This window comes from Amycolatopsis aidingensis, from assembly GCF_018885265.1.
Classification (GTDB): Bacteria; Actinomycetota; Actinomycetes; order Mycobacteriales; family Pseudonocardiaceae; genus Amycolatopsis; species Amycolatopsis aidingensis.
On sequence record NZ_CP076538.1, the window covers coordinates 6,587,497 to 6,612,503 of the forward strand.

Annotated in this window: 26 protein-coding genes and 1 riboswitch; of the genes, 14 read left to right on the plus strand and 12 right to left on the minus strand. The window is 71.5% G+C overall.

The genetic code is table 11. The features are described 5' to 3' along the window. Positions 1 to 7 precede the first annotated feature (7 nt). On the minus strand, positions 8 to 688 hold the full coding sequence (locus KOI47_RS30060) for a TIGR00266 family protein (RefSeq protein WP_216210135.1): 681 nt from the start codon (positions 686 to 688) through the stop codon (positions 8 to 10). A gap of 107 nt (positions 689 to 795) precedes the next feature. On the opposite strand from KOI47_RS30060, the gene moeA reads away from it, so the two are divergent. From moeA to KOI47_RS30085, 5 genes are all read left to right on the plus strand, one after another. Further along, positions 796 to 2,022 carry a molybdopterin molybdotransferase MoeA gene (gene moeA / locus KOI47_RS30065; RefSeq protein WP_216210137.1) on the plus strand — a complete coding sequence of 409 codons (1,227 nt, stop codon included), beginning with the start codon at positions 796 to 798 and terminating at the stop codon, positions 2,020 to 2,022. A gap of 26 nt (positions 2,023 to 2,048) precedes the next feature. After that, positions 2,049 to 2,318, plus strand: coding sequence for a GlsB/YeaQ/YmgE family stress response membrane protein (locus KOI47_RS30070; RefSeq protein WP_216210139.1), 270 nt, complete (start codon positions 2,049 to 2,051; stop codon positions 2,316 to 2,318). A 260-nt stretch (positions 2,319 to 2,578) separates the two neighbouring features. Further along, entirely contained in the window at positions 2,579 to 3,307 is a 729-nt protein-coding gene (locus tag KOI47_RS30075; protein ID WP_216210141.1) for a phosphatidylserine decarboxylase, read from the plus strand. Between the two features lie 4 nt (positions 3,308 to 3,311). Then, complete coding sequence (gene pssA, locus KOI47_RS30080) at positions 3,312 to 4,298, plus strand: CDP-diacylglycerol--serine O-phosphatidyltransferase (RefSeq protein WP_216210142.1); 987 nt, start codon at positions 3,312 to 3,314, stop codon at positions 4,296 to 4,298. A 21-nt stretch (positions 4,299 to 4,319) separates the two neighbouring features. Then, positions 4,320 to 6,563, plus strand: coding sequence for an AAA family ATPase (locus KOI47_RS30085; RefSeq protein WP_216210144.1), 2,244 nt, complete (start codon positions 4,320 to 4,322; stop codon positions 6,561 to 6,563). Between the two features lie 19 nt (positions 6,564 to 6,582). Here KOI47_RS30085 and KOI47_RS30090 read toward each other — a convergent pair whose 3' ends face one another. Both KOI47_RS30090 and KOI47_RS30095 read right to left on the minus strand, forming a co-directional pair. Continuing rightward, positions 6,583 to 7,209: a LytR C-terminal domain-containing protein gene (locus KOI47_RS30090; protein WP_232376352.1), complete on the minus strand. Its 627-nt coding sequence runs from the start codon at positions 7,207 to 7,209 to the stop codon at positions 6,583 to 6,585. 14 nt (positions 7,210 to 7,223) lie between these two features. Then, positions 7,224 to 7,544, minus strand: a complete 321-nt coding sequence (locus tag KOI47_RS30095; RefSeq protein ID WP_216217658.1) for a DUF3263 domain-containing protein — start codon at positions 7,542 to 7,544, stop codon at positions 7,224 to 7,226. A gap of 143 nt (positions 7,545 to 7,687) precedes the next feature. Between KOI47_RS30095 and KOI47_RS30100 the strand changes: the two genes are divergently transcribed. Continuing rightward, the gene (locus KOI47_RS30100) at positions 7,688 to 8,248 is read left to right on the plus strand and encodes a peptide deformylase (protein WP_216210148.1); all 561 of its coding nucleotides are present in this window, start codon (positions 7,688 to 7,690) and stop codon (positions 8,246 to 8,248) included. 9 nt (positions 8,249 to 8,257) lie between these two features. Here KOI47_RS30100 and KOI47_RS30105 read toward each other — a convergent pair whose 3' ends face one another. Continuing rightward, entirely contained in the window at positions 8,258 to 8,863 is a 606-nt protein-coding gene (locus tag KOI47_RS30105) for a Uma2 family endonuclease (RefSeq protein WP_216210149.1), read from the minus strand. A gap of 295 nt (positions 8,864 to 9,158) precedes the next feature. On the opposite strand from KOI47_RS30105, the gene thiC reads away from it, so the two are divergent. The 5 genes from thiC to KOI47_RS30130 all read left to right on the plus strand — a co-directional run bounded on the left by thiC (position 9,159) and on the right by KOI47_RS30130 (position 15,228). Further along, positions 9,159 to 10,817, plus strand: a complete 1,659-nt coding sequence (gene thiC, locus KOI47_RS30110) for a phosphomethylpyrimidine synthase ThiC (protein WP_269756674.1) — start codon at positions 9,159 to 9,161, stop codon at positions 10,815 to 10,817. Continuing rightward, positions 10,814 to 11,632, plus strand: coding sequence for a bifunctional hydroxymethylpyrimidine kinase/phosphomethylpyrimidine kinase (thiD, locus tag KOI47_RS30115; RefSeq protein ID WP_216210150.1), 819 nt, complete (start codon positions 10,814 to 10,816; stop codon positions 11,630 to 11,632). Before thiC ends, thiD (KOI47_RS30115) begins: the two co-directional genes overlap by 4 nt. 101 nt (positions 11,633 to 11,733) lie before the next feature. After that, complete coding sequence (locus KOI47_RS30120) at positions 11,734 to 13,455, plus strand: PstS family phosphate ABC transporter substrate-binding protein (protein WP_216210152.1); 1,722 nt, start codon at positions 11,734 to 11,736, stop codon at positions 13,453 to 13,455. 19 nt (positions 13,456 to 13,474) lie between these two features. Next, entirely contained in the window at positions 13,475 to 14,317 is an 843-nt protein-coding gene (gene thiD / locus KOI47_RS30125) for a bifunctional hydroxymethylpyrimidine kinase/phosphomethylpyrimidine kinase (protein ID WP_216210153.1), read from the plus strand. A gap of 59 nt (positions 14,318 to 14,376) precedes the next feature. Then, complete coding sequence (locus KOI47_RS30130; protein ID WP_216210155.1) at positions 14,377 to 15,228, plus strand: ion transporter; 852 nt, start codon at positions 14,377 to 14,379, stop codon at positions 15,226 to 15,228. An 11-nt stretch (positions 15,229 to 15,239) separates the two neighbouring features. Here KOI47_RS30130 and KOI47_RS30135 read toward each other — a convergent pair whose 3' ends face one another. The 4 genes from KOI47_RS30135 to thiO all read right to left on the minus strand — a co-directional run bounded on the left by KOI47_RS30135 (position 15,240) and on the right by thiO (position 17,925). Beyond that, positions 15,240 to 15,683 carry a MarR family winged helix-turn-helix transcriptional regulator gene (locus KOI47_RS30135; protein WP_216210157.1) on the minus strand — a complete coding sequence of 148 codons (444 nt, stop codon included), beginning with the start codon at positions 15,681 to 15,683 and terminating at the stop codon, positions 15,240 to 15,242. A 116-nt stretch (positions 15,684 to 15,799) separates the two neighbouring features. Continuing rightward, a complete protein-coding gene (thiG, locus tag KOI47_RS30140) occupies positions 15,800 to 16,585 on the minus strand; it encodes a thiazole synthase (RefSeq protein ID WP_216210159.1) in 786 nt (261 codons plus the stop codon). Between the two features lie 2 nt (positions 16,586 to 16,587). Beyond that, positions 16,588 to 16,788 carry a sulfur carrier protein ThiS gene (gene thiS / locus KOI47_RS30145; protein ID WP_216210161.1) on the minus strand — a complete coding sequence of 67 codons (201 nt, stop codon included), beginning with the start codon at positions 16,786 to 16,788 and terminating at the stop codon, positions 16,588 to 16,590. Then, the gene (gene thiO / locus KOI47_RS30150; protein WP_216210163.1) at positions 16,789 to 17,925 is read right to left on the minus strand and encodes a glycine oxidase ThiO; all 1,137 of its coding nucleotides are present in this window, start codon (positions 17,923 to 17,925) and stop codon (positions 16,789 to 16,791) included. It lies immediately after the preceding gene. Further along, a riboswitch (TPP riboswitch) is annotated at positions 17,921 to 18,027 on the minus strand. Its footprint overlaps the gene before it by 5 nt. 30 nt (positions 18,028 to 18,057) lie before the next feature. Here thiO and thiE point away from each other — a divergent pair. Continuing rightward, positions 18,058 to 18,726, plus strand: coding sequence for a thiamine phosphate synthase (gene thiE, locus KOI47_RS30155; protein WP_216210166.1), 669 nt, complete (start codon positions 18,058 to 18,060; stop codon positions 18,724 to 18,726). Positions 18,727 to 18,795: 69 nt separating this feature from the next. Here the strand turns inward: thiE and KOI47_RS30160 are convergent, their stop codons facing one another. From KOI47_RS30160 to KOI47_RS30170, 3 genes are all read right to left on the minus strand, one after another. Continuing rightward, on the minus strand, positions 18,796 to 19,599 hold the full coding sequence (locus tag KOI47_RS30160; RefSeq protein ID WP_216210168.1) for a hypothetical protein: 804 nt from the start codon (positions 19,597 to 19,599) through the stop codon (positions 18,796 to 18,798). 143 nt (positions 19,600 to 19,742) lie between these two features. Then, positions 19,743 to 21,152: an MFS transporter gene (locus KOI47_RS30165; protein ID WP_216217660.1), complete on the minus strand. Its 1,410-nt coding sequence runs from the start codon at positions 21,150 to 21,152 to the stop codon at positions 19,743 to 19,745. Between the two features lie 77 nt (positions 21,153 to 21,229). Then, positions 21,230 to 21,988: a GntR family transcriptional regulator gene (locus tag KOI47_RS30170; protein ID WP_216210170.1), complete on the minus strand. Its 759-nt coding sequence runs from the start codon at positions 21,986 to 21,988 to the stop codon at positions 21,230 to 21,232. A gap of 222 nt (positions 21,989 to 22,210) precedes the next feature. Here KOI47_RS30170 and KOI47_RS30175 point away from each other — a divergent pair, with 222 nt between their 5' ends. Beyond that, a complete protein-coding gene (locus KOI47_RS30175) occupies positions 22,211 to 23,269 on the plus strand; it encodes an SIS domain-containing protein (RefSeq protein WP_232376353.1) in 1,059 nt (352 codons plus the stop codon). Further along, positions 23,269 to 24,237: an N-acetylglucosamine kinase gene (locus KOI47_RS30180; RefSeq protein ID WP_216210172.1), complete on the plus strand. Its 969-nt coding sequence runs from the start codon at positions 23,269 to 23,271 to the stop codon at positions 24,235 to 24,237. Before KOI47_RS30175 ends, KOI47_RS30180 begins: the two co-directional genes overlap by 1 nt. On the opposite strand, the gene KOI47_RS30185 is transcribed toward KOI47_RS30180, so the two are convergent. After that, on the minus strand, positions 24,234 to 24,932 hold the full coding sequence (locus KOI47_RS30185; RefSeq protein ID WP_216210173.1) for a DUF3159 domain-containing protein: 699 nt from the start codon (positions 24,930 to 24,932) through the stop codon (positions 24,234 to 24,236). The genes KOI47_RS30180 and KOI47_RS30185 overlap by 4 nt on opposite strands. Positions 24,933 to 25,007 lie beyond the last annotated feature (75 nt).

Sequence of the window (25,007 nt, forward strand, 5' to 3'; positions counted from 1 at the left end):
GCGGCCCTCACCGCCGGGACGGGATCTGCGGGATGATCCACGCGATCAGCGCTGCCGGGTTACGGGTCTGGGTGAGCACCTGCCCCGGCCCCGCGAAGTCGAACACCAGCCCCTCCCCGCTCTTCATCGACTGGATCATGCCCTCGGACACCTTGCGCACCTGGTACTGGGTGCTGTCCGCGAAGGCCACCACGTGCCCGGTGTCGATGGTGATCATCTCGCCCTGCTGCAGGGTAACCGTCTCCAGCGCGCCGTAGCAGGCGACCAGTAGCTGGCCCTGGCCGGTGGCGTGGGTGAGGAAACCACCCTCGCCACCGAACAGGTTCTTGAAGCCGCCCCATTTGGTCTCGGTCTGCACCCCGTGCGCGGAGGCCAGCCAGCAGCCCCTGGTGACGCACCAGCCGACCCGGCCGTCCAGGTTGATCACCTGGACGTCTCCTGGCAGGTTCGCCGCGACATCCACCCAGCCGCCGTTCTGCGGCGCGGTGAAGGTGGAGATGAAGAACGACTCCCCGGCCAGGAACGCCCTGCCCAGCCCCTTCATCACCCCGCCTTGCGACTGGGACTGGACATGTACCCCATAGCTGGTGGCCAGCATCGCGCCCGACTCCACCTGCGCGGGTTCGCCAGGGGCGAGCAGCAGCCGCGCCACGGCGAAGGATGGCTGATGACGGATTTGAACCTGCATATCCACTACTCCATAGCTCGGTGAGCCCGCTGCACAGCTCTCGGACCTGGTGCGCCTCGCCGCGCTGACGCGGGGAGAGTCTTGCACGCCGCGCGTCGCGAGGGAGGATGGTTCGCGTGATCTCTGTCGAAGACCACCGCGCCGCGGTCACCAAGCTGCTCGGCACCCGGCAGGCCACCGAGCTGGCGCTGGCCGAGTGCGCGGGCCTGGTACTGGCCGGCGACGTCACCGCGGACGTCGCCCTGCCCCCGTTCGACAACTCCGCGATGGACGGTTACGCCGTCCGTTCGGTGGATGTGGTCGAGGCAACCGAGCAGCAGCCGGTCGAGCTGCCGGTCACCGAGGACATCCCGGCCGGGCGCACGGACATCCCCGCGCTGCTGCCCGGTACCGCACACCGGATCATGACCGGGGCGCCGATCCCGCCCGGTGCGGACGGCGTGGTGCCGGTGGAGCGCACCAGCGGTGGCACCGACCGGGTCAGCGTGTTCGCGGCCGCCGCCCCCGGGGCGCACCTGCGCCGTACCGGGGAGGACGTCTCGGTGGGCACCATCGCGCTGCCAGCGGGCACCGTGCTCGGCCCGGCACAACTGGGCCTCGCCGCCGCCATCGGGCTGGACCGGCTGCCGGTGCACGCCCCGCCGCGGGTGCTGGTCGTCTCCACCGGCAGCGAGCTGGTGCTCCCTCCGGAGGAGCTGCGGCACGGCCAGATCTATGAGTCCAACAGCATCATGCTGGACGCCGCGCTGCGCGAACTGGGCTGCGCGGTACGCACGGTGCGCAGCGTCGCCGATGACGTGCCCACCTTCCTCGGCACCATCGAACCGCTGCTGGCCGGGACCGACCTGGTCGTCACCTCTGGCGGGGTCAGCGCCGGGGCCTACGAGGTGGTCAAGGACGCGCTGGCGGAGGTCGGGGTGACCTTCACCAGGGTCGGCATGCAGCCAGGCGGCCCGCAGGGCAGTGGCCGGTGGAACGGGGTGCCGGTGGTCACCCTGCCCGGTAACCCGGTCAGCGTGCTGGTGTCCTTCGAGGCGTTCCTGCGGCCCGCGCTGCGCGCCGCGCTCGGGCACACCGAGGTGGACCGGACGCGGGTGCGGGCCCGGCTGACCGAGGGGCTGCGGTCCCCTGATGGCAAGCGGCAGTTCCGCCGTGGCTACTACACACCCCCCGACTACGGCGGTGCGGCGCAGGTCACCGGGATGGTCGGCCCGCGCGGCGGGCCCGGATCGCACCTGCTCGCCGCCTTCGCCATGGCCAACTGCCTGATCGTGCTGCCCGAGCAGGTCACCGAGGCCGCCGAGGGCTCCGAGGTCGACGTCCTCCTGCTGTGAGTGGCCCTTCTGGGTAGCCTCGGGGCGTGGGTTTCCTCGCTTGGATCATCTTCGGCGCGCTGGCCGGATGGGCCGCCAACCTGATCATCGGCGGCCGGGAGCGGCGCGGGCAGGGCTGCATCGTCAGCGTGCTCGTCGGGGTCGTCGGCGCCGCGCTCGGCGGCCTGCTCTACCGGCTGGCGACCGGTAAGGAGAAGACCTTCGAGTTCGACTTCGCCAGCTTCGGGGTCGCCGTGCTGGGCGCGATCGTGCTGCTCGGCGTGCTGCGGCTGGTGCGTGGCGCCGCCCGCCGGTGACGCGGGCTCGGCATGAGTGACGTTTTGTAACAGTTTCTTGACAAGTGGTTATTTTTCCTGGTCGACACGCTACTATCGCGGCCTCCCCCGGCAAGGTGAGGGCGGGTGGCGTACGGCGTCGGGGGCTGGACGCCACCCGCCCCTTCCGGTTTCCGTCGCTGGCGTAGCGTTGCAGGCGCTCAGCACCCCCGAGCGCCTGCTCGACCGACGAACCTCGCCCTACGAACAGCCCTACGAACAACACGGGGAACTCCCAGCAGATGAGCTCCGCCCGGCCACCGGCACGTCATCCGTTCGCGCACATCGTGCAGCTCGCACGTGAGTCCGTACCGCCGATGCACCCGGCCGGGAGGCCGTTCGTGTTCGGCGGTCTCGCCGCGACCTTGCTGCTGCGCAAGGTCTCCAGGCGGCTCGGCGGGCTCGCCGCCGTGGGCACCGCCGCCACCGCCCTGTTCTTCCGCGAGCCACGCCGGGTGCCGCCACCCCGGACCGGCCTGGTGCTGTCCGCGGCGGACGGGACCGTGGCCCGCGTCGAGGAGGCCACGCCGCCGCCGGAGCTCGGCCTGCCAGCCGGGCCGCGCCCGCGGGTCAGCGTGTTCCTCTCCGTCTTCGACGTGCACGTCCAGCGGGCACCGGTTGCCGGGATGATCGAACGGATCGCCTACCGGCCGGGCAAGTTCCTCTCCGCCGACCTGGACAAGGCCAGCGAGGACAACGAGCGCAACTCCGTGCTGCTGCGCACCGCCGAGGGGCACGAGCTGGTCACCGTGCAGATCGCCGGGCTGGTGGCAAGGCGCATCGTCTGCCAGGTCACCGAGGGCGAGCAGGTCGCCGCAGGCCAGACCTACGGCCTGATCCGGTTCGGCTCACGGGTCGAGGTCTACCTGCCCGCGGGATCGCGGGTCCTGGTCGCCGAGGGGCAGCGGACCATCGGCGGTGAGACCGCGCTGGCCGAGCTCCCCACCCCGGCCCGGTCCGCGGAGGGTTGATCCGATGGCCCGGACCACCCCCGGCGTCCGGCTGCTGCCGAACGCGATCACGGTGCTGGCCCTGTGCGCGGGGCTTTCCGCCGTGCAGTTCGCGCTCACCGGCGACTACCTGCTCTCCATCGGCGCGATCGGCGTGGCCGCCGTGCTGGACAGCCTGGACGGCCGGATCGCCCGGCTGCTGGACGCGACCACCAGGATGGGTGCCGAGCTGGACTCGCTTTCCGACTCCATCTCCTTCGGCGTCGCCCCCGCACTGGTGCTCTACATCTGGCACTTCGGCGGGGACCGGGTCGGCTGGATCGCCGCGCTGATCTTCGCGGTCTGCATGATCCTGCGCCTGGCAAGGTTCAACACCCTGCTCGACGACACCGAGCAACCGCCGTTCGCCACCGAGTTCTTCGTGGGCGTGCCCGCGCCCGCGGGCGGCCTGCTGGTGCTGCTGCCACTGGTGCTGAACGAGGAGTTCGGCGACGGCTGGTGGTCCAGCGAGGTGGTGGTGTGGTTCTGGACCGTGGGCATCGCCGGGTTGCTGATCAGCCGGATCCCGACCCTGTCGCTGAAGACGGTGAAGGCGCCGGCGAAGGCGGTGGCCCCGCTGCTGGTGGGCGTCGGCCTGCTGGCGGCGGCCGTGATCCAGTACCCGCTGATCGCGCTGGCGGCCTCGCTGGTGCTGTACCTGGCGCACCTTCCGTACGCCATCCGCCGGTACCGCTGGCTGGCCAGGCACCCGGAGGCCTGGGACGTGCCGGCAAGGGAACGCAGGGCCATCCGCCGCGCGGGCAGCTCCCGGATGCGCAGGCTCGGCCTGCGCAGGCCGCTGCGCCGCCGGGTCGCCGGAGCAGCCATGCGCGCGGTGCGCCTGCCCCGGCAGGATGGCGGGCAGCCAACCGGTACCCGCGGCCCGGAACCGGCCGAGCACGCCGAGGACCAGGCCCGGCGACGCCGTAGCTGGCGGCGGATCGGCCTGCGCCAGCGCACCGACCGCCGCTGACTCAGCCGCTAGGGTGGCGTGGTGACCAGCTCGCAGCAGATCACCTTGACCATCCGGCTCTCCCCCTCGGCACTGGACAGCAGGCGCGGCGTCGTGCGGCTGCATCCGGAGGTGCTCGACGCCCTCGGCCTGCGTGCCTGGGACGCGGTGCAGCTGACCGGGGCCAGGGCCAGCGCCGCGCTGGCCGCACCGGCGAGCGCGCAGGGCTCCCCGGGCGTGGTGCTCGCCGATGACGTCACCATGTCGAACCTCGGGGTGGCCGAGGGGGCCGAGGTGGTGCTGCGCCCGGCGGAGGTGGCTGCGGCGCGCTCGGTGGTGGTCGCGGGATCGCGGCTGGCGCGGACCTCGCTGACCCCGAACACCTTGCGGCCGGCCCTGATCGGCAAGGTCCTCACCGTCGGGGACGCGGTCTCGCTGCTGCCGCAGGACCTGGCGCCGCCGCCAGGGGCGGACGTGTCCGCCGCGCGTAGCAGGCTCGCCGGCGCGATCGGGATGACCTGGACCAACGAGCTGCTCACCGTGACCGCCACCGAACCGGACGGCCCGGTGGCGGTGGGACCGTCCACCGTGGTCAGCTGGCGGGACCAGCAGGCCACGCCGGCGCGGGATACGGACCCCGCGGACCCACCCGCGCGGGCGGGCCACGAGGAGATCCTGGATGCCGAGGTCCTCGAGGAGGAGCCGGAGGAGGTCGCGCCGGTGCCGGTGGCCGACCTCGCCGGTGCCGAGCAGGCGGCCCGCAGGCTCACCGAATGGCTCGACCTGGCCTTCCACCGGCCGGAGCTGCTGGCGCGGCTCGGCGCCGGAACGCATCTCGGGGTGCTGCTGTCCGGGCCGGAGGGGGTCGGCAAGGCGACCCTGGTTCGCGCGGTAGCGCATGCCGAGCGGGTCAGGGTGGTGACCCTGGCGGCGCCGAACGTGGCGGTGCTGCAACCGGATGCCGCCGCCGCGCGGGTGCGGGAGGCCGCCGAACGGGCCGCGGGCAACGGCCCCGCCGTGCTGCTGCTGACCGATGTCGACGCGCTGCTGCCCGCGCACCAGCCGCCACCGGTGGCCACCGTGGTCCTGGAGCAGCTGCGGGCGGCGCTGGCCAAGCCGGGGTGCGCGGTGGTGGCGACCACCGCCCATCCCGAGTCCACCGACCCGCGGCTGCGTGGTGCCGATCTGCTCGACCGCGAGCTGATGCTCTCGCTTCCGGATGCCAGGACCCGCACCGAGCTGCTGCGGATCGTGCTGCGCGAGGCCCCAGTGGAGCACGGGGTGGACTTCGGGGCGATCGCCGAGCGGACCCCGGGCTTCGTGGCCGCCGACCTGATCGCGCTACGCAGGGACGCCGCGTTGCGGGCCGCGTTGCGCCAGCGGGAGGCCGAGGAGCCGCAGATCAGCGAGCAGGACCTGCTGGACGCGCTGGCCACCGTGCGGCCGATCTCGATGTCCACTTCGGACACGCTGGCCACCGGCGGGCTCTCCCTCGCGGACGTGGGCGATATGACCGAGGTCAAGCAGTCGCTCACCGAGACGGTGCTGTGGCCGCTGCGCTACCCGGACTCCTTCGCCCGGCTCGGCGTCGCTCCGCCGCGCGGGGTGCTGCTGTACGGGCCGCCGGGTGGCGGGAAGACCTTCCTGGTGCGCGCGCTGGCCGGCACCGGCGCGCTGAACGTGTTCGTGGTGAAGGGCGCCGAGCTGATGGACAAGTGGGTCGGCGAGTCCGAGCGGGCGGTGCGCGAGCTGTTCCGGCGGGCCGCGGAGGCCGCACCCGCGCTGGTGTTCCTGGACGAGATCGACGCGCTGGCGCCCCGGCGCGGGCAGTCCGGGGACTCCGGGGTGTCCGACCGGGTGGTCGCCGCGCTGCTCACCGAGCTGGACGGGGTCGAACCGATGCGGGACGTGGTCGTGCTCGGCGCCACCAACCGCCCGGAGCTGGTGGACCCGGCGCTGCTGCGCCCCGGCAGGCTGGAACGGCAGGTCTACGTGCCGCCGCCGGACGCCGGGGCACGGGCGGACATCCTGCGGGCCAGTGCGCGTAACACCCCGCTGGCCGAGGATGTGGATCTGGACGCCGTCGCCGCCAGCCTGACCGGCTACTCGGCCGCCGACTGCGCCGCGCTCATCCGGGAGGCCGCGCTCACCGCGATGCGCGAGTCACTGGAGGCCAGCCAGGTTACCGCCGCACATCTCGCCAGCGCTCGGGAAGCCGTCCGGCCCTCCCTGGACGAGGCCCAGCTCGCCGTGCTCGAGGCCTACGCGGGTATCCGGCAGGGCTGACCTGCCGGGTATCGCGCGGTCAGTTCTTGCCGCCGCCCCCGGCACCCGCGTAGTCCTTGGTGACGATCACGATGACCCCGGGGCTGGAGTCTGCGATGCCGTCGAACCGGGGTTCGACCCGCATCCCGAACGTGCCGGCCAGGGCATGCGCCGCCGACTCCTCCGGGGTGCCAGGGCGGAAGTACGCGGTGGTGGTGGGGATGATCCCGTGCGGGTAGTTGGCGGTCTCCACCACGTTCCAGCCCTGGCCGCGCAGGTCGTCGGAGGCGCGGTGGGCCAGGCCCTTGATCTTGCTGTTGTTGTAGACCCGCACCGAGACGGTCTTGGCCGCCGCCTGCTGGTCCTGCGCGCCGGGCCCGTCACCATCGGGATCGCCCGGTTGCCCTTCGCCGGGTTCGGACGGGGAGGTGCCCTGCGTGCTGGTCTCGGTCCCGTCGGTGGGAGTGCCGGTGGGGGCGGAGGTGGTCGGCGGCGCCGTGGTCGGCTCGCCACCAGGCTCGGAAGGGCCCGCCGGGGTGGAAGTGGCGGGTGGCGCCGCGGTGTCCTCGGAATCGCCGCTGGTCAGTACCGTCACACCACCGATGACGGCCGCGGCCACCGCAACGGCGAGCAGGCCGATCCCGGCGGCCCGCGCCGGCCTGGACACACCAGAGAAGTTACTCACAGCTCGATCCCCAACCGCCGTGCCGCGCGGGTGCGCTGCCTGCTGGCGCGCAGCTTCCGTAGTCGCTTGACCAGCATCGGATCGGCTCGCATGGCTTCCTGCTTGTCGATCAGCTGGTTGAGTACCTGGTAGTACCGCGTCGGGGACATCTCGAAGAGCTCACGAATGGCCTGTTCCTTCGCCCCGGCGTACTTCCACCATTGACGTTCGAACGCCAGCACCGCCTCTTCGCGGCTCGACAATCCCTCCGCGGGCTCGCCCGCGGGCGCGGGCGCGGACGGCGTACCCGAGTTTGCCGTCGACTCCGCGGCGTCCATCTTGCTCCTTCGCATCGAGTCGTGCTCAATCAGCGAATGACACGGCTGTCGTTCCGATGCGCCATTAGATCACGCCCGGCGATGCGTGCGCAGGCATCACTCCCGGCGCGTCATGGCGGGAGCCGCCGGTAGGATCGGAACGCGTGACCGTCCACGCTATCCGTATCGCCGGTGACCCCGTGCTGCACCACCCCACTCGCGAGGTGGAGACGTTCGACGAGGAACTGCGCGCCCTCACCGAGGACATGTTCGAGACGATGTACGCCGCCCAGGGCGTCGGGCTTGCCGCCAACCAGATCGGCTTCGACCTGCGGGTTTTCGTCTACGACTGCCCGGACGACGAGGGCGTGCGGCACAAGGGGCTGGTGGTGAACCCGCGGCTGGAGGTCTCGGAGGTCCCGGAGACGATGCCGGATCCGGACGATGACTGGGAGGGCTGCCTTTCCGTCCCTGGCGAGTCCTACCCCACCGGGCGGGCGAGCTGGGCCAGGGTCACCGGCTTCGACCTGAGCGGGCAGCCGATCCAGGTGGAGGGCACCGGCTACTTCGCCCGCTGCCTGCAGCACGAGACGGATCACCTGGACGGGTACCTGTACCTGGACCGGCTGGTCGGCAGGCATGCCAGGGCGGCCAAGAAGATGCTCAAGCACAACAAGTGGGGCGTGCCGGGCAACAGCTGGTTCCCGGAGCCCGCCAGCGCCTGAGCCCGCAGGCTATTGCGGTTCGAGGAGTTCGGCCGGGTCGAAGTCCAGCACGAACGGCTCGGTAATCCGGAACCGCTGCCCGTCATGCGCCACCGTGTACTCCACGTACTCCCCCGCCACCAACCGATCCAACCGCACATACACCGCCCGCCGCGCGGCCTCCACCTCCACCCGCAGGTACCACGGCACCCCCGCCCGCGCACACAACCCCGGCTTGTCGATCCGATCCCGCCGCCTGCTCCCCGGCGACACGAACTCCACCGGCATCACCACCCGCTCCGCGGGCACCCACACCGCCCCACCGGCCGACTCCCGCAACACCGCCAGGTCCGGCTGAATCCAGCTATCCCCCGCAAACCGCATGTTCACCGTCAGATACGGCACAAAACCCGCCGCGACCACCGCATCGAACATCAACCGGTTCAGACGCGACTCGCCGTAAGCATTGGCCGCGCCTTCGTATGGACTCATCGTCAGGTATCCCCCCAGGCACTCGTACTTGTGAGCGTGCACCCGGGGAAGCGGCAGATACTGCTCCGCCAGCTCGGTGTTCCACATCCCGTAGAACTCCACCAAGGGATCAAACTCAGGGGACACCATCAGCGGCTCCGCCATGGTCCTGCTCCTTTCCCGGTGCGCCTGGGGACGCGTCACCCAGTATGCCCGCACACACCCCACCAACCCAGCCCCGACCAGCACGAACGGATCCACTCGCACTGAATACCCCGAACGGGTGGAACGTGGCGGCGGTTGTGGTCTTGCCCGCGACGTGGCATGGTCGAGGCACAACCACACAAACCGCGGGAGCTCGCGCCTTGGCGGGCTGAGAGGGCGGCTGGTGCCCGATCCTGGGACCGGTGCCGCCGACCGCATGAACCTGACCGGGTAATGCCGGCGTAGGGAGTGAATCGTGACGACACTGGAGAACTCTGCCGCGACCAGCGCCGATGTCGTTCCGCAGGTGACCACCGGCCCGATCACCGGATCGCGCAAGGTCTACCACCAGACCGAGTCGGGCCTGCGGGTACCGGCACGGCGCATCGACCTTTCCAACGGCGAGCACTTCGACGTCTACGACACCTCCGGCCCGTACACCGATCCGGACGCCACCATCGACGTCCACAAAGGACTACATCCGACGCGGTCCGGCTGGATCGACGGGCGGGAGCACAACACGCAACTCGGCTGGGCCAAGGCCGGGGTAGTCACCCGTGAGATGGAGTTCGTGGCTGCACGGGAACGGATGGACCCGGAGTTCGTCCGCACCGAGGTCGCCAGCGGCCGGGCTGTCATTCCGGTCAACCGCAAGCACCCGGAGAGCGAGCCCGCGATCATCGGGAAGAACTTCCTGGTGAAGGTCAACGCCAACATGGGCAACTCCGCCGTATGGTCCTCTGTGGAGGAAGAGGTCGACAAGATGGTGTGGGCCTCCCGCTGGGGCGCCGACACGATCATGGACCTGTCCACCGGCAAGCGGATCCACGAGACCAGGGAATGGATCATCCGCAACTCGCCGGTCCCGGTCGGCACGGTGCCGATCTACCAGGCACTGGAAAAGGTGGACGGCGAGCCGGAGAAGCTCACCTGGGAGATCTACCGGGACACCGTGATCGAGCAGTGCGAGCAGGGCGTTGACTACATGACCGTGCACGCGGGCGTGCTGCTGCGGTACGTGCCGCTGACCGCGCGGCGGGTCACCGGGATCGTCTCCCGCGGCGGCTCGATCATGGCGGCCTGGTGCCTCGCGCACCACCGGGAGTCCTTCCTCTACACACACTTCTCCGAACTGTGCGAGATCCTGCGCTCCTACGATGTGACCTTCTCGCTCGGCGACGGCCTGCGTCCCGGCTCGATCGCCGACGCGAACGACCGCGCACAGTTCGCCGAGCTGGAGACGCTGGGCGAGCTCACCCACATCGCCCGCGAGCACGACGTACAGGTGATGATCGAGGGACCCGGCCACGTCCCGATGCACAAGATCAAGGAGAACGTGGAGCTGGAGGAGAAGCTGTGCGGTGAGGCGCCGTTCTACACTCTCGGTCCACTCGCGACGGACATCGCGCCTGCCTACGACCACATCACTTCGGCCATCGGCGCGGCGCAGATCGGCTGGTACGGCACGGCGATGCTGTGCTACGTGACCCCGAAGGAACACCTCGGCCTGCCGAACCGGGACGACGTGAAGACCGGCGTGATCAGCTACAAGATCGCCGCACACAGCGCCGACCTAGCCAAGGGGCACCCACACGCCCAGGAATGGGACGACGAGCTCTCCAAAGCGCGCTTCGAGTTCCGCTGGCACGACCAGTTCAATCTCTCGCTGGACCCGGACACGGCCCGCGCCTTCCACGACGAGACGCTGCCAGCGGAGCCGGCCAAGACCGCGCACTTCTGCTCGATGTGCGGGCCGAAGTTCTGCTCCATGCGGATCACCCAGGACGTGCGCAAGTACGCCGAGGAGCACGGACTGTCCACTGTGGAGGCCATTGAGGAGGGTATGCGGGAGAAGTCGGAGGAGTTCGCCGAGCACGGCAACCAGGTCTACCTTCCGGTGGTCCAGAAACCGTGACGGCGACCCCGCGCACCGCGCTCACCATCGCCGGATCCGACTCCGGGGGTGGCGCGGGAATCCAGGCCGACCTGCGCACCTTCTTCGCCTGCGGGGTACACGGGATGACCGCGATCACCGCGGTGACCGTGCAGAACTCCCTCGGCGTGCAGGGGTTCTCCGAGATCGGAGCGGATACGGTCACCGCGCAGATCCGGGCGGTGGCAACCGATATGGGCGTGGACGCGGCGAAGACCGGGATGCTGGCCAGCACGGAGATCATCACCGCGGTGGCGCACACCCTTGACGAGGTCCACATCGGACGCGAGGGGCAGGTTCCCTTCGTGGTCGACCCGGTCGCCGCCTCGATGCACGGGGACGCCTTGCTGCGCGAGGAGGCGCTGGAGGCGATCCGCACCGAGCTGTTCCCGCGCGCCACCCTGGTGACCCCGAACCTGGACGAGGTCCGGCTGCTCACCGGACTCACCGTGACCGGCCCGGACAGCCAGCGGGACGCCGCGAAGGCGCTGCTCGACCTCGGCGCGCAGTGGGTGCTGGTGAAGGGCGGGCACCTGGAGGGCGTCGCGGACTGCGTGGACCTGCTCTCCGACGGCACGCACTTCGTGGAGCTGGCCGGGCCGCGCCACGACACCCGGCACACCCACGGCGGCGGGGACACCCTCGCCTCGGCGATCACCGCTTCCCTCGCCAAAGGGCTCGGCGTGCCGGACGCGGCCGAGGCAGGCAAGCGGTTCATCGAGCGGTCGGTGGCCGAGTCCTATCCGCTCGGCTCCGGAATCGGCCCGGTGTCCCCGTTCTGGCGGCTGTCCGGATGAAAGGCTGGTGAACGAACGGTTCCTTCCTCCTGATCCACCGCACCGGAGCCCTAAGCTCGTTGGCTCCTGCTGGGGGATCGCCGGAGGGAGGCGCCGGCCTCGTGAGTATCGGCCAGATACTGCAGTCCATCGCCGACGTGCTGGGCACCGGCCAGGGCAGCCTGGTCCTCGGGATCGCCGCGCTGCTGGCGATCGCCGCGCCGGTGGCGGATCGCTACGTCATCCGGCGTAAGCGGATCCACTTCCGGGTGCAGTACAACTCCAAGATCGGGCTCACCCCGGTCGATCTGCACGACGGTGCCGAGGGCAAGGACGCCAAGCGTGCCGACCCCCGGCTGGTACAGGTGGCGCAGTTGCTGGACCGGATGAGCATCGTGGTGATCCGGATCCGCAACACCGGCAGCTTCGACGTCGCGCCGGAGGACTTCGAGACGCCGATCTCGTTCACCTTCGGCCAGCGGGTGATCTGGGACGCGCGGGTCTCCGAGCCCACCGACCACAACCTGCGCCAGCTGGTGCACGACAACATGGAGTTCTTCGCGGCCGCACCGGACTCGCCCACCCCGGCGGGGGACGGCCAGAAGCTGGCCACCGTGCGCAAGTCGCTGCCGCAGCGGCTGACCGCCTGGCTGGGCACCGGCCAGCCGGGCGGCCAGCAGGAGACCACGGTGCCGCCGCAGGCGCCGCCCCAGTGGCACGGGGTGCGGCTGGCACGACTTTCGCTGAAGCGCAAGGAGAAGTTCAAACTCGTCGTGGTGCTGCGGGAACTGGCCGACGACCGGGCCAGTGGGGAGACCAGCAAGGAGGTACTGCGCGCGGGGCGGCTCGCCGGTGGCCGGATCAAGGACGAGAAGCAGCAGCGCCGGATCACCTGGCCGGTCATCACCGCGGCGGTGGGTGTGCTGCTCACCGGCGCGCTGATCGCCACGCTGATCACCGGTGCGTCCAGGCCCGCGGGCGACCCCGCAGTCCCCTGCGCGGATGGCGCGCTGAACATCGTCGGTTCCAGCGCGTTCTCCCCGATCGTGGGCACCATCGCGCAGGCGTACTCAGCCGCCTGCCCGGAGGCGGAGGTCACCACCGAACCGACCGGCAGCATCGCCGGGGTCCGCGAGCTCTCCGCGCTGGACCCACAGCGACGGGACCGGCTCGCGGCCCTTTCCGACGGCAAGTCCGGTGCGGCGGGCGGGGAACTCATCGGCCAGTCCATCGCGGTGATCCAGTACGCCGTGCTGATCAACGACTCGGTCGGGGTCGAAAAGCTGACCGTGCGGCAGCTCAGGGACATCTACGCGGGCCGGATCCAGGACTGGGCCGAGATCCGCCCCGGCCGGTCGCTGCCGATCCGGCTGGTCGGCCGGGGCTCGGAGTCCGGTTCCCGGCGCACCTTCGAGCAGACCGTGCTCGGCACATCGGAGGGCGCACTCTCCTCCGACTCCTGCCTGAGCCGCGACCGGGTGGCGCAGGCGCCGACGATCCGCTGCGAGCGGGGCACCGAGGCACAGCTGGTGGCGGCGGTGGCGGCCACCGAGGGGGCCATCGGCTACGCGGACGTACCCACGGCCAACGCCGCGAAGATCGGTGGCAAGGCGGTCGCACTGGCCCAGCTGGACGAGGTCTACCCTGAGCCGAGCGGGATCCGGCAGGGCTACCCGTTCTGGACCACCGAATACCTTTACACCAGGGGCATGCCGGACAACGGCTCGGTGCTGAAGAGCTTCATCGACTATCTGCGCAGCCCGACCGCGCGGGCCGAGTTGCAGGACAAGGGCTACCCACCCTGTATCGACCAGCACGGCCAGTTGCATCCGCTGTGCCGGTGACGGCGGCGATACTGGGTGGATGGAACACGCGGAGAAACCACCACCCGCCGCGCTGACCATCGCCGGCTCCGACTCCGGCGGTGCCGCCGGGCTGCAGGCCGACCTGCGCACCTTCCTCACCTGCGGGGTGCACGGGCTGGTCGCGGTCACCGCGGTGACCGTGCAGAACACCCTCGGGGTGCACGCCCGCTCGGACGTGCCGGCCCGGATCGTCGCGGGCCAGATCGAGGCCGTCGCCGCGGATATGCCGGTCGGTGCGGCCAAGACCGGGATGCTCGCCTCCGCGGAGATCATCGGTGCGGTGGCCGCCGCCTGTGACGCCGCGGGGATCGGGCGGGACCAGCGGATCCCGTTCGTGGTCGATCCGGTAGCGGCCTCCATGCATGGGCATCCGCTGTTCGACGCGGCCGGGCTGAGCGCGCTGCGAGCGGAGTTACTGCCGAGGGCGAGCGTGCTCACCCCGAACCTGGACGAGGTGCGGCTGCTCACCGGGATCGAGGTGACCGGGCAGGCAGGGATGCGCGCCGCGGCCGAGGCGCTGCACGCGCTCGGACCGCGGGCGGTGCTGGTGAAGGCCGGGCACCTGGTGACGGAGCGGGACTGTGTGGACCTGTTCTACGACGGCGAGACGGTCACCGAACTGCCCGGCCCCCGGTTGCCCACCCCGCATACGCACGGCGCGGGCGACGCCATGGCCTCGGCGCTGACCGCCGGGCTGGCCCGCGGGATGAGCCCGGTCGAGGCGGCCCGGTTCGGCAAGTGGTACGTCACCGAGGCGGTGCGCCACTCCTACCCGATGGGGGCGAAGGTGGGGCCGGTCTCGGCGTTCTGGCGCTTGGCGGCGGAACCCGGTGGCGGCTGAGCCTCCGGATAGCATTCCCGCGTTTGGGTGAGTCCGCATCCCACGGGGGAGGAGCCAGCGTGACAGGGCGTGAGCGAGTCCGGAAGGTCGTCGAGAGCCGCCGCTTCCAGGGCTTCATCATCGCGGTGATCATTTTCAACGCGATGACGCTCGCGCTGGAGACCTCCGCGGCGATACTCGAAGGCTACGGCGGGCTGCTGCACACCCTGGACTACCTCGCGCTGACCATCTTCGTGCTGGAACTGCTGGCGAAGTTCTACGCCTACCGCGGTTCCTTCTTCCGGGACCCGTGGAACATCTTCGACCTGGTCGTGGTCGGGATCGCGCTGGTCCCGGCCACCGGCCCGTTCGCCGTGCTGCGTTCACTGCGGGTGCTACGGGTGCTGCGGTTGATCTCGGTGGTGCCCTCGATGCGCAGGGTGGTGTCCGGGCTGCTCGCCGCCGTGCCGGGGATGGCCTCGATCGCGGCCCTGCTCGCACTGATCATCTTCGTGGCCGGGGTGATGGCCACCAAACTGTTCGGCGGGATCGCGCCCGCGAACTTCGGTGACCTCGGCACCAGCCTGTTCACCCTGTTCCAGGTGATGACCGGGGAGTCCTGGCCGGATATCGCCAGTGCGGTCATGAGCAAGGCGCCGATGGCCTGGGTCTTCTTCGTCGTCTACATCCTGATCTCGAGCTTCGCCGTGCTGAACCTGTTCATCGCGGTGGTGGTCAGCGCCATGGAGGACCAGCTGCGGGACGACCTGCGGGCGGAGGAGGCCGAGTACGCGGCCGAGCAGGCGCAGGCCAGTGCCCAGATCCTCGCCGAGCTACGGGAACTGCGCGCCGAGGTCGCGGCCCTGCGCGCGACGCGGGACTCCGGAGAGCCCGTTCCGGGCACCCCTGGCGAGTTCAGGAACAAGCGCTGAGCCCCACCCGTTCAGGTCTCCGCGGCCTCATCCTCCGCGAGCAGGGCCTCCAGCGCTGGCAAGGCGGCCACCAGCGCCTCCTTCTGCTCCACGGAGAGCCGGTCGATCCGCCTGCCCAGTTCCTGCACCCGGGTGGACCGCACGCCGGACACCAGCCGCTGCCCCTCCTCGGTGGCTGTCGCCAGCCAGGCCCTGCGGTCGATCGGATCGGACTCCCTGCGTACGTAGCCCGATTCGACCAGTGCGGCCACGATCCTGGACATGGTGGCCGCGGCGACTCCTTCCTTGGCCGCGAGATCGCCCAGCCGCAGCTGCCCGTAGTGCGCGAGCGTGGCCAGGGCGGAGATCGCCCCGTGCCCGGGGCCGGGCGTTCCGGCCTGGCGTAACGAGCGGGACAACCTGCCGACAGCCAGGAACAGCCTTCCCGGAACATCGTGAGATGGCGACGTGGTCACCTAGCGCTCCTTCGGTGTGCGCATGGTCGTCGGCCCGGCACGCGTACGCGAACCGGGGGAAATTGTCGTCAACCATACGTGCTGGGCGCCCGGCGTCCCCGGAGAAGTCGCAATTCTCAGCGTGGCGGGCTAGAAGCCTGTGCCCAAAAGCGTTGCGGAATGCGGCCTGCCGCGGATGCCAGCCTGCCAGCCAGCACCGCCGAACGCATCGCGAATGCCATCCGCTCCGGGTCTTGTGCCCTGGTCACAGCGGTGGAAAGGAGTACGGCGTCGCAGCCGAGCTCCATCGCGAGCGCGGCATCCGATGCGGTGCCGATGCCCGCGTCCAGCACCACCGGAACATTCGCCCGGGAAACGATCAATTCGATGTTGTGCGGGTTGCGAATACCCAGCCCGGTGCCGATCGGCGAGCCGAGCGGCATCACCGCTGCGCAGCCTGCCTCCTCCAGCCGTAACGCGAGTACCGGATCGTCATTGGTGTATGCCAGCACGGTGAATCCCTCGGCGACGAGCCGTTCGGCCGCCTCCAGGGTTTCCACCGGGTCGGGCAGCAGGGTGCGCTCGTCGGCATGCACCTCGAGCTTGATCAGGTCGGTCTCCAGCGCCTCGCGCGCCAGCTGCGCGGTGAGCACGGCCTCGGCGGCGCTGCGACAGCCAGCCGTGTTGGGCAGCAGCCGGATTCCCAGCCGCCGCAACAGTTCCAGCACTCCGGAGCCACCTTCGGCGTCCGCCTTGCGCATCGCGACGGTGGTCAGCTCGGTGCCCGAGGCGAGCAGCGCCTTCTCCAATATTGCCAAGTTTCCCGCGCCGCCGGTGCCGACAATCAAGCGCGAACGCAGCTTGTGTTCGCCAATGACCAACTGATCCTCGGACCCGTCGGGAAATTGCGTCTCCGATGGCATTTTCAACCTCCCTGCACCGCGGTGAGCACCTCGAGCCGGGCGCCGTCGGGGACGACGACCTCGTCCCACCGGCCGCGACGGACCAGCTCGCCGTTCAGCGCGACCGCGACCCCGCGGTGGGTGCGGCCCAGCGTCTCCAGCACGGTCGCGAGCGTGCTGCCCTCGGCGAACTCGTGCTGCTCGCCGTTCACGTTGACCTGCATTCAGACCATCTCCCTGAACCTCTCCGGGCGCGCGGCCAGTACGCAGTCCGGCTGCTCCTCGCCTGCGAGCATGGCCACCACCGCGTCCGCGGTGACCGGGGCGAGCAGCAGGCCGTTGCGGTGGTGCCCGGTGGCGACCAGCACGCCGTCACCGAGCGCACCGATCTGCGGCAGGTTGTCCGCGCTGGCCGCGCGCAGCCCGGCGGCCGCCTCGACCACCTCGTACTCCGCGATCGCCGGGAACACCCGCTCGGCCCCGTCCAGCAGCTCACGCAGACCCCGCGCGGTCACCGTCTCGTCGAACCCGGCCTCGTACTGGGTCGCGCCGAGCACCAGTTCGCCCCGCTCCCGTGGCACCAGGTAGCAGGGCCTGCCCTCCACCACCGCGCGCAGGGTGTGCGCAGGCGGCGGCAGGGCGCCGCGGCGGGTCCGCAGGCGCAGGATCTCGCCCTTGAGCGGGCGGACCCGGTCGGCGAGCTCGGCGTGCAGCCGCGCGCTCCAGGCCCCGGCCGCGATCAGCACGGCGTCGAAGGCGCGGGTCGTGGTGTGCGTGCGTACCCGCCGGGCCCCGACCTCCAGCGCGGCCTCCGGCACGAACCCGGCCCCGGCCGCCTGTGCGGCGTCGCGCAGGGCGACCAGCAGCCTGCGGTTGTCCACGGCGAGATCACCGGGCACCAGCAGCCCGCCGTGTACCGCGGGTCCCACGCCCGGTTCGGCACGCCGCAGCTCGCGCCCGGAAAGCAGGCGCGCCTGCCTGCCGAGGGAGGTGAGGTAGCCGGCAAGGACGTCCAGCTGCTCGGCGTCGGCACGGTCGAAGGCGGCGACCACCGTGCCGGCCTCGGACAACCCGGGGTCGGTCCCGGCGGCACGCAGCTCGGCGGCGAATCCCGGCCAGCGGCGCAGCGACTCCTCGCCCAGCTCGAGCACCTGCTCCTCACCGGGCCAGGCCTCGGTGACCGGGGCGAGCATGCCCCCGGCCAGCCAGGACGCGCTGCGGCCCGGCACTGGGTCGACCAGCTCGGGATCGAACGCGGGGTCGAACAGGGACACCCGGTGCCCCGCGGCCGCAGCGCGCCAGGCCACCGCGAGCCCGATCACGCCGCCACCGATGACGGCGAGGTCAACCCGGTCATTCATCGACGATCACGCTCCCTGCGCCGGCATGATCCGGATCAGGTTCCACGGTCGGAGCGGTAGCTCCCTCTCAGCCCGTACCCTCGGGCTCCCGTGCGGACACCTCCACGGTATCGCGCAGGTTACGGTGGCGCTATGCCAGGGCTCAGTGGTGACCAGATCCGGGACCGCCTCGCCGCGGCCCACCTGTACCTGTGTACCGACGCCCGGACCGAGCGTGGTGACCTCGCCGAGTTCGCCGATGCCGTGCTGGCCGGTGGGGTGGACATCATCCAGCTGCGGGACAAGAGCGGGGGCGCGCCGCTGGAGGCCAGGCAGGAACTCGCCGCGCTGGAGACCCTGGCGCGGGCCTGCGCCAGGCACGACGCGCTGCTCGCGGTGAACGACCGGGCGGATATCGCACTTGCCGCCGGTGCCGACGTGCTACACCTCGGCCAGGACGACATCCCGGTGCCGCTCGCCCGGCAGGTGCTCGGCGCGGACCCGGTGCTGGGCCGTTCCACGCATTCGGTGGCGCAGGCCGAGGCGGCCGCGGCGGAGCCCGGCGTGGACTACTTCTGCACCGGCCCGTGCTGGCCGACCCCCACCAAGCCGGGGCGGGACGCGCCAGGGCTCGACCTCGTCCGGGCCACCGCGGGTGCCGCGCCCGTCCGCCCGTGGTTCGCCATCGGCGGGATCGACCTGGAGCGGCTGCCGCAGGTGCGCGCCGCCGGGGCGGACCGGGTGGTGGTGGTCCGCGCGATCACCGAGGCGGACGACCCCCGCGCCGCCGCCGAGGCCTTCTCCCGCACCCTCAAGCCCTGAACGTGGCTTTCCGGACGTTGGACGTCGCGAACGGCACCATTGGGACATCTGACGTCGCGATCGCCACGTTCAGGGCACTTCGGCCGGGTTGGGGTTATCGCGGGTGCTATCGGCGTTGCTGGGCTCGACGGACCGGCTGGAGGTCGGCGGAGCGGAGCTCTCCGGGGTACTGGGGGTGGTCTCCGGCGTGCTGGTCGGCTCCGATGTCTCGCCGCCGCCGGTATCGCCGTCCTCCGGCTGCTGGGGCTCACCGGTGCGGGTCGGCGTGGTGGTGCCGGAGTCCCTGCCGCCCGGCGGCTCCCCGTCCTGGTCACCGCCCGCGGGCTGGCCCCCGCCACCGACGATGTTGCCGATGGTGCTGCCCTCCCCGCCGGAGACCGGCTTGCCGGTGGTCAGCTCGAACCCGGTCAGCACCAGCATCCCGATCAGGAAGGCGAGCACGCTGGTGGCGATGATCAACGGCCAGCGCAGCTTGCGCAGCCGGGTTGGCTCGCCCCGCTCGTCCGTGGCCGCCTCCTGGCCGGGCCGGGGCAGCAGCACGGTGCGGTCATCCCCCTCGGGCGCGCCATCGGCGCTGACCGCCTGCTGCTGCCGGGTCCGGCCACCGGCGAGCACCTGTTTGGACCGCAGCGCCGCCTGCCTGGTGCGATGCAGCGACCGCAGGTACAGCTCGCTGCCGATCGTGGTGGCCACGCTGATCACGCCGGCGCCGAGTACGGTGCCGTACACCCCGAGCGACGAGCCGAGAAACGCCGCCGTGACCGCCGCCAGCCCCGCGGCGAGCACCTGCAACGGCTTGAGGCCCGAACCCTCCGATTCCTCCGCTCTCTCGCTGCCGTCCTTCTCCTTGGGCATGTCTTTCGCTTTGCTCACGACTCCCCGAATCTCCCGCACTCTCAACGGGTAAGGCGATCGGGAGGCTCCCGGCGTTGCCGAAAGGTGAGCAGCACCACTGAACCACGACAAAATCCACAAAGGACAGTCAGTGTTTTACGATTATCTGACACACAGCGGGTTTACTCGCGAGCCTGCTCCACGGTGTCCACGCGTTGCATACTCGGCGGGCCCTCGACACCGCAGCAGGTCGGGCTCTCGGGTTCGGCTGGTGCCAGCACATCCCGCCGCACTCCGGTGGCGAGCAGGGCACCGAGCACGGCCAGGCAGGCGCACACCCACAACGAGGTCTGCCAGCCTGCGGTGAGCGCGTCCGGGTCCGCGTAGGCGGCACCGGAAAGCCCTGCCGCCGTGGGCAGCACGGCGATCGCCAGCAGGCTGCCGGTACGCGCGATGGCGTTGTTCACCCCCGAGGCGACCCCGGCGGCGTGATCCGGCGCCGCGGCGAGCACGGTCGCGGTCACCGGGGCGACCGCGGTAGCCAGCCCGAGCCCGAACACCACCACCGCGGGCAGCACGGAACCCAGATACGACGCACCGGGCACCACCCGCAGCAGCAACAGCATCCCGCCCGCGATCAGCAGCGGCCCGGCCACCAGCTGTGCGCGCGGGCCGATCCGGGTGGCCAATGCGCCGGAGCGGCCGGAGAGCGCGAGCATGATCAGGGTGATCGGCAGGCTGGCCAGCCCGGCCGCGGTGGGCGAGTAGCCCAGCGACACCTGCAGTTGCAGCACCATCAGCATCATCACCCCGCCCAGCGCCGCGTAGACGACCAGGGTGAGCCCGTTGGCAAGGGTGAAGGTGCGGTCACCGAACAACGCGGGCGGCACCAGCGGGGACGCCGAGCGCGCCTGCACCCACAGGAACAGCACCAGGCCGCACAGCCCTGCCACGGCAGTGCCGAGCACGACCGGATCCGCGGGCCCGCGCACCGGAGCCTCCACCAGTGCGGCGGTGATCCCGGCCAGGCCCACCGCGCCCAGCACAGCGGACAGCGCGGCGGGCCGCCCGCCCCGCTGCTCGTCGCAGGACTCCGGGACGTACCGGCGCGCCAGCCAGACACACAGCACCGCGATCGGCACGTTGATCAGGAACGCCAGCCGCCAGGACCACACCTGCACCAGCAGGCCACCCACCAGCGGGCCGATCGCGGCGGCGATACCGGACAGACCGGACCACGCGCCGATCGCCCTTGCCCGGTCCGCGCGGGCGAAGGAGGACTGCAGGATCGCCAGCGAACCGGGAGTGAGCAGCGCGCCGCCGACACCCTGCAACACCCGCGCGGCAACCAGCAGCTCGGTGCTGGGCGCGATCCCGCACAGCACCGAGGCCGCGCCGAACCACACCACCCCGAGCACGAAGATCCGCCGCCTGCCGTAGGAGTCGCCGAGCGCGCCCGCGATCAGGATCAGTGCGGCCAGCGAGAGCAGGTAGCCGTCCAGGATCCATTGCAGACCGGCCACCGAGGCGTCCAGCTCCGCTCCGATCCTTGGCAGCGCGACGTTGACCACCGTGCTGTCCAGCATCGCCATGCCCGAGCCGAGGATGGTGGTGGCCAGCACCCCGCGCGCGGTCGCGCTCCCCCAGCGAATGGCCTGGGCAGGCCTGCTCACGGGCGGTTCAGCGTGGTGACGAACTTGTACCGGTCGCCGCGGTAGATCGAGCGCACGAACTCCACCGGCCTGCCGTCGGTGGCGAAGGAGTGCCGGGAAAGCAGCAGCATCGGCACCCCGACATCGGCGCCGAGCAGCTCCGCCTCCTGCGGGCCCGCCAGTGCCGTCTCGATGGTCTCCTCCGCGCGGTCCATCTCCACCCCGTACTGCTCGCGCAGCACCGCGTACAGCGAGCCGCCCGTGGTGATGTGCTTGCGCAGCCCGCGGAAGCGGCCCACCGCGAGATGCGTGGTCTCGATCGCCATCGGCTCGGCGTCGGCCAGCCGGAGCCGGTTCAGCCGCAGCACCTTGGCCCCCGGCCGGATGCCGAGCAGCTTGGCCATCTCGCCCTCGGCCGGGACCTCCTCGATGTCCAGCAGCTTGGAGGAGGGCTCGCGGCCCTGCGCGCGCATGTCCTCGGTGTATGAGGACAGGTGCAGCCGCTGGGCCAGCTTGGGCTCGGCGGCGAAGGTGCCCTTGCCCTGCACCCGGTGCAGCCTGCCCTCCGCGGTCAGGTCGGCCAGCGCCTGCCGGACGGTGGTGCGGGATACGTTGAAGTCACCGGCCAGCGCTCGCTCGGTCGGGATCGGCGAGCCCGCTGGCATCGCGTCCAGCAGATCGAGCAGATGCTGCTTGAGCGCCCAGTACTTGGGCTCGCGCTGGCCGCGTGCGCCGGAAACCGCGCCCGCATCACCGGTTGGGGACGTCTCCAACATGACCGACTCCTCAAAGCTCCTCGGCGGCCCCTGCCGGCCGCCACTCTCCGCGGCCCATGCTGGCCGCCACACTGCGAGTCCTCGCGCACAAGCATGCCTGTTCAGGCAAGATGCTGCGGAGGAGACCTCGGAAAAAGTACCCTTCGCGGGTAGTCTGCCAACCGGTTAGCATTGGTCTAGACCTCATTTGGTTAACATCGGATGGCGACAGCGGGGAGCGAGATGACCAGCAGCGAGCAGGCGGGCACCCAGCCTGGACAGCACATGGCCGCCGAGGTGGCCGAGCAGCCGGAGGTGCTGGCCGGCCTCGTCCAGCGGCGATCGGGCATCGCCGAGGTGGCGGCGGAGATCGCCCGCCGCCCGCCGCGGTTCGCCCTGCTGGCGGCAAGGGGCTCCAGCGACCACGCCGCCCTCTACGCCAAGTACCTGATCGAGGTACTGCTCGGCCTGCCGGCCGGGCTGGTCTCACCGTCCACGGCCACCCTCTACGACGCCCGCCCCGACCTGCGGGACGTGCTGCTGATCTCGGTGAGCCAGAGCGGCGGCTCCCCGGACCTGCTCGAGGTCACCCAGGCCGCGCGGCGGCAGGGCGCGCTGACCGTGGCGGTCAGCAACACCACCGGCTCGCCGCTGAACGAGGCCGCCGAACTCGCCGTGGACATCGGCGCGGGCGTGGAGCACGCCGTGGCGGCCACCAAGACCTACAGCGCCACCCTGATGGCGCTGTACCTGCTGATCGACGCGGTGCGCGGGGGCTCGGCCGAGCACGTGCGCGGCATCGGCGAGCTGGCAAGGCAGGCGCTGGACTCCTCGGCCGACGCGGTGGGCAGGGCGGTGGACCGCTACCGCTTCGTGGACCGGATCATCACCACCGGCCGCGGCTACTCCTACGCCACCGCCGCCGAGGCCGCGCTCAAACTCGCCGAGACCAGCTACCTGGCCGCGCGCGCCTACAGCGGAGCCGACCTGCTGCACGGGCCGGTGGCCGCGGTGGACGAGGAGACCGCGGTGCTCGCGGTCACCAGCGCGGGCAAGGGCGGCGCCGCCATGCACGAGGTGCTGGACGCGGTGGGCCAGCGCGGGGCGGACGTGCTCGCGATCGGCTCGGCCGCCGGGAAGGTGCCCGCCGCGGTACGCGTCGGCCTGCCGGAGACCGCCGAGGAGGTGGCACCGATCCTGGAGGTGCTGCCGGTGCAGCGGCTGGCGCTCGGGCTCGCACTGGCCAGGGGCGGCGATCCGGACCGGCCGCGTGGCCTGCACAAGGTGACGAGGACCCGCTGATGGGTGCCGAGCCCGGCCAGGTCGTCGGCGTGGACGCCGGGGGCACCGCCACCAGGGCACTGGCCGTGGACCCCGAGGGCCGCGTGCTGGGCAGGGGGCAGTCCGGGGGCGGCAACCCCAACTCACACCCGCCGGAGCAGGCCGCGGCGCATATCGCGGAGGCGATCGGCGCCGCGCTGACCGCCATGGACCCCGCGCTCACCAGGGCCTGCACGGTCGGCATGGCCGGGACAAGCAAGCTGAGCGATCCCGAGGTCGCCGCCGTGTTCCAGCGGGCATGGGACGGGCTGGGGCTGGGCTGCCCGGTGCGCCTGGTCACCGACGCCGAGGCGGCCTATGCCGCGGCGACCGCACGGCCGGACGGGACCGTGCTGATCGCGGGCACCGGGTCGATCGCGGGACGGATCCGCAAGCGCAGGATGGCCCGCACCGTGGGCGGGTACGGCTGGCTGCTCGGCGACGAGGGCTCGGCGTTCTGGATCGGCAGGGAGGCCGTGCGGTTCACCCTGGACGCGCTGGGCCGGGGCGAGCCGCTGGACGGCCTGGCCGCCGCGGTACTCGCCGAGGCCCTCGGCCTTTCCGGTGTGGACCAGCTCACCGACGGCGGGCGGATGGCGGCATGGCGCGGCCTGATCACGGCGGCCAACGCCGAGCCACCGGTGCGGCTGGCCCGGTTCGCCCCGCTGGTCAGCGCGGCCGAGGAGGCGGGCAGGCCCGGGGCGAAGGAGATCACCGAGCGGGCCGCGGACCACCTGGTCGCGAGCGCGCTGGAGACAAGGGACGCCGGCGAGGACACCCCGGTGGTACTGGTCGGCAGCGTGCTCGGCGAGCGGAGCCCGGTCGGCGCCAAGGTCCGCCATCGGCTCGCTGGTTTCGACGTGCTGACCAGCCCGGACGGCGTGCTGGGCGCGGCCTGGCTGGCCGCGGTGGACGCGTTCGGCGAGGACGCGCCCCGCCCGCACTCCTAGCGTTCCGAGCCGGAGGTGCCCACGACCGGGTGCCGCAGGCCGGGATGCTCCCGCGGCAGGGCCCGGTACAGCACCCAGCCGCTGACCGCGAGGGTGAGCGCCACCAGCGGCCAGGACAGCACGGTGCGGGCGATGCCAAGCGCCACCACCTCACCGGACCACCACAGCGAGCCGTACACCAGTACCCGCAACGTGTACTGCAGGAAGACCCATACCCAGCTGGCCAGGGAGTAGGCCCGCAGCAGGGCGGGGTCGGACCGCCAGCGGGTCCGCTGGCCCAGCACCAGCCCCACCACCACGCCGAGCAGCGGCCAGCGGATCAGGATGCTCGCCGCCCACGCCAACGCACTGGCCACATTGGACAAAAGCTGGATCAGGAAGAAGTCCTCGGCCTGGCCGGTGTGCAGTGCGATCAGCGCGGCGACGATCACGGCGGCGAGGCTGACCACCACGGCACGGGCCTTGTCCCCGCGGGCGAGCCGGAGCACCCCGACCAGCACCGCCAGCACGATCGCCGCGCCTGCGCCCCAGGCGATGGAGCGCCCGGACAGCAGCCAGCCCACCACGAAGGCCGCAGGGGGCAGGCTCGCGTCCAGCGCGCCCTTGCGGCCGCCGAGCACGGCGGAGAGGGGTTCCCGGCCGTGCTCCCTCCCGGAAGCGGACCCGGGCGGAGGGGACGAGGGCTGCTCGGTCACACTCTCTAGCCTGCCGTATGACAGCGCCGAGGTCAGCAGGTGGCGAGATGTTCACCACAGTCGACCGGCACATCC

Excerpts from the sequence above, each read along its gene's own strand:
- KOI47_RS30175 (WP_232376353.1), top strand. The coding sequence starts at position 22,211 with ATGACCAGCAGCGAGCAGGCGGGCACCCAGCCTGGACAGCACATGGCC.
- moeA (WP_216210137.1), top strand. The coding sequence starts at position 796 with ATGGTTCGCGTGATCTCTGTCGAAGACCACCGCGCCGCGGTCACCAAG.
- thiO (WP_216210163.1), bottom strand. The coding sequence starts at position 17,925 with ATGAATGACCGGGTTGACCTCGCCGTCATCGGTGGCGGCGTGATCGGG.
- KOI47_RS30180 (WP_216210172.1), top strand. The coding sequence starts at position 23,269 with ATGGGTGCCGAGCCCGGCCAGGTCGTCGGCGTGGACGCCGGGGGCACC.
- thiS (WP_216210161.1), bottom strand. The coding sequence starts at position 16,788 with ATGCAGGTCAACGTGAACGGCGAGCAGCACGAGTTCGCCGAGGGCAGC.
- KOI47_RS30095 (WP_216217658.1), bottom strand. The coding sequence starts at position 7,544 with ATGGACGCCGCGGAGTCGACGGCAAACTCGGGTACGCCGTCCGCGCCC.
- KOI47_RS30075 (WP_216210141.1), top strand. The coding sequence starts at position 2,579 with ATGAGCTCCGCCCGGCCACCGGCACGTCATCCGTTCGCGCACATCGTG.
- thiG (WP_216210159.1), bottom strand. The coding sequence starts at position 16,585 with ATGCCATCGGAGACGCAATTTCCCGACGGGTCCGAGGATCAGTTGGTC.
- thiE (WP_216210166.1), top strand. The coding sequence starts at position 18,058 with ATGCCAGGGCTCAGTGGTGACCAGATCCGGGACCGCCTCGCCGCGGCC.
- KOI47_RS30105 (WP_216210149.1), bottom strand. The coding sequence starts at position 8,863 with ATGGCGGAGCCGCTGATGGTGTCCCCTGAGTTTGATCCCTTGGTGGAG.
- KOI47_RS30165 (WP_216217660.1), bottom strand. The coding sequence starts at position 21,152 with ATGGCGATGCTGGACAGCACGGTGGTCAACGTCGCGCTGCCAAGGATC.
- KOI47_RS30170 (WP_216210170.1), bottom strand. The coding sequence starts at position 21,988 with ATGTTGGAGACGTCCCCAACCGGTGATGCGGGCGCGGTTTCCGGCGCA.
- thiD (WP_216210153.1), top strand. The coding sequence starts at position 13,475 with ATGGAACACGCGGAGAAACCACCACCCGCCGCGCTGACCATCGCCGGC.
- KOI47_RS30060 (WP_216210135.1), bottom strand. The coding sequence starts at position 688 with ATGCAGGTTCAAATCCGTCATCAGCCATCCTTCGCCGTGGCGCGGCTG.
- pssA (WP_216210142.1), top strand. The coding sequence starts at position 3,312 with ATGGCCCGGACCACCCCCGGCGTCCGGCTGCTGCCGAACGCGATCACG.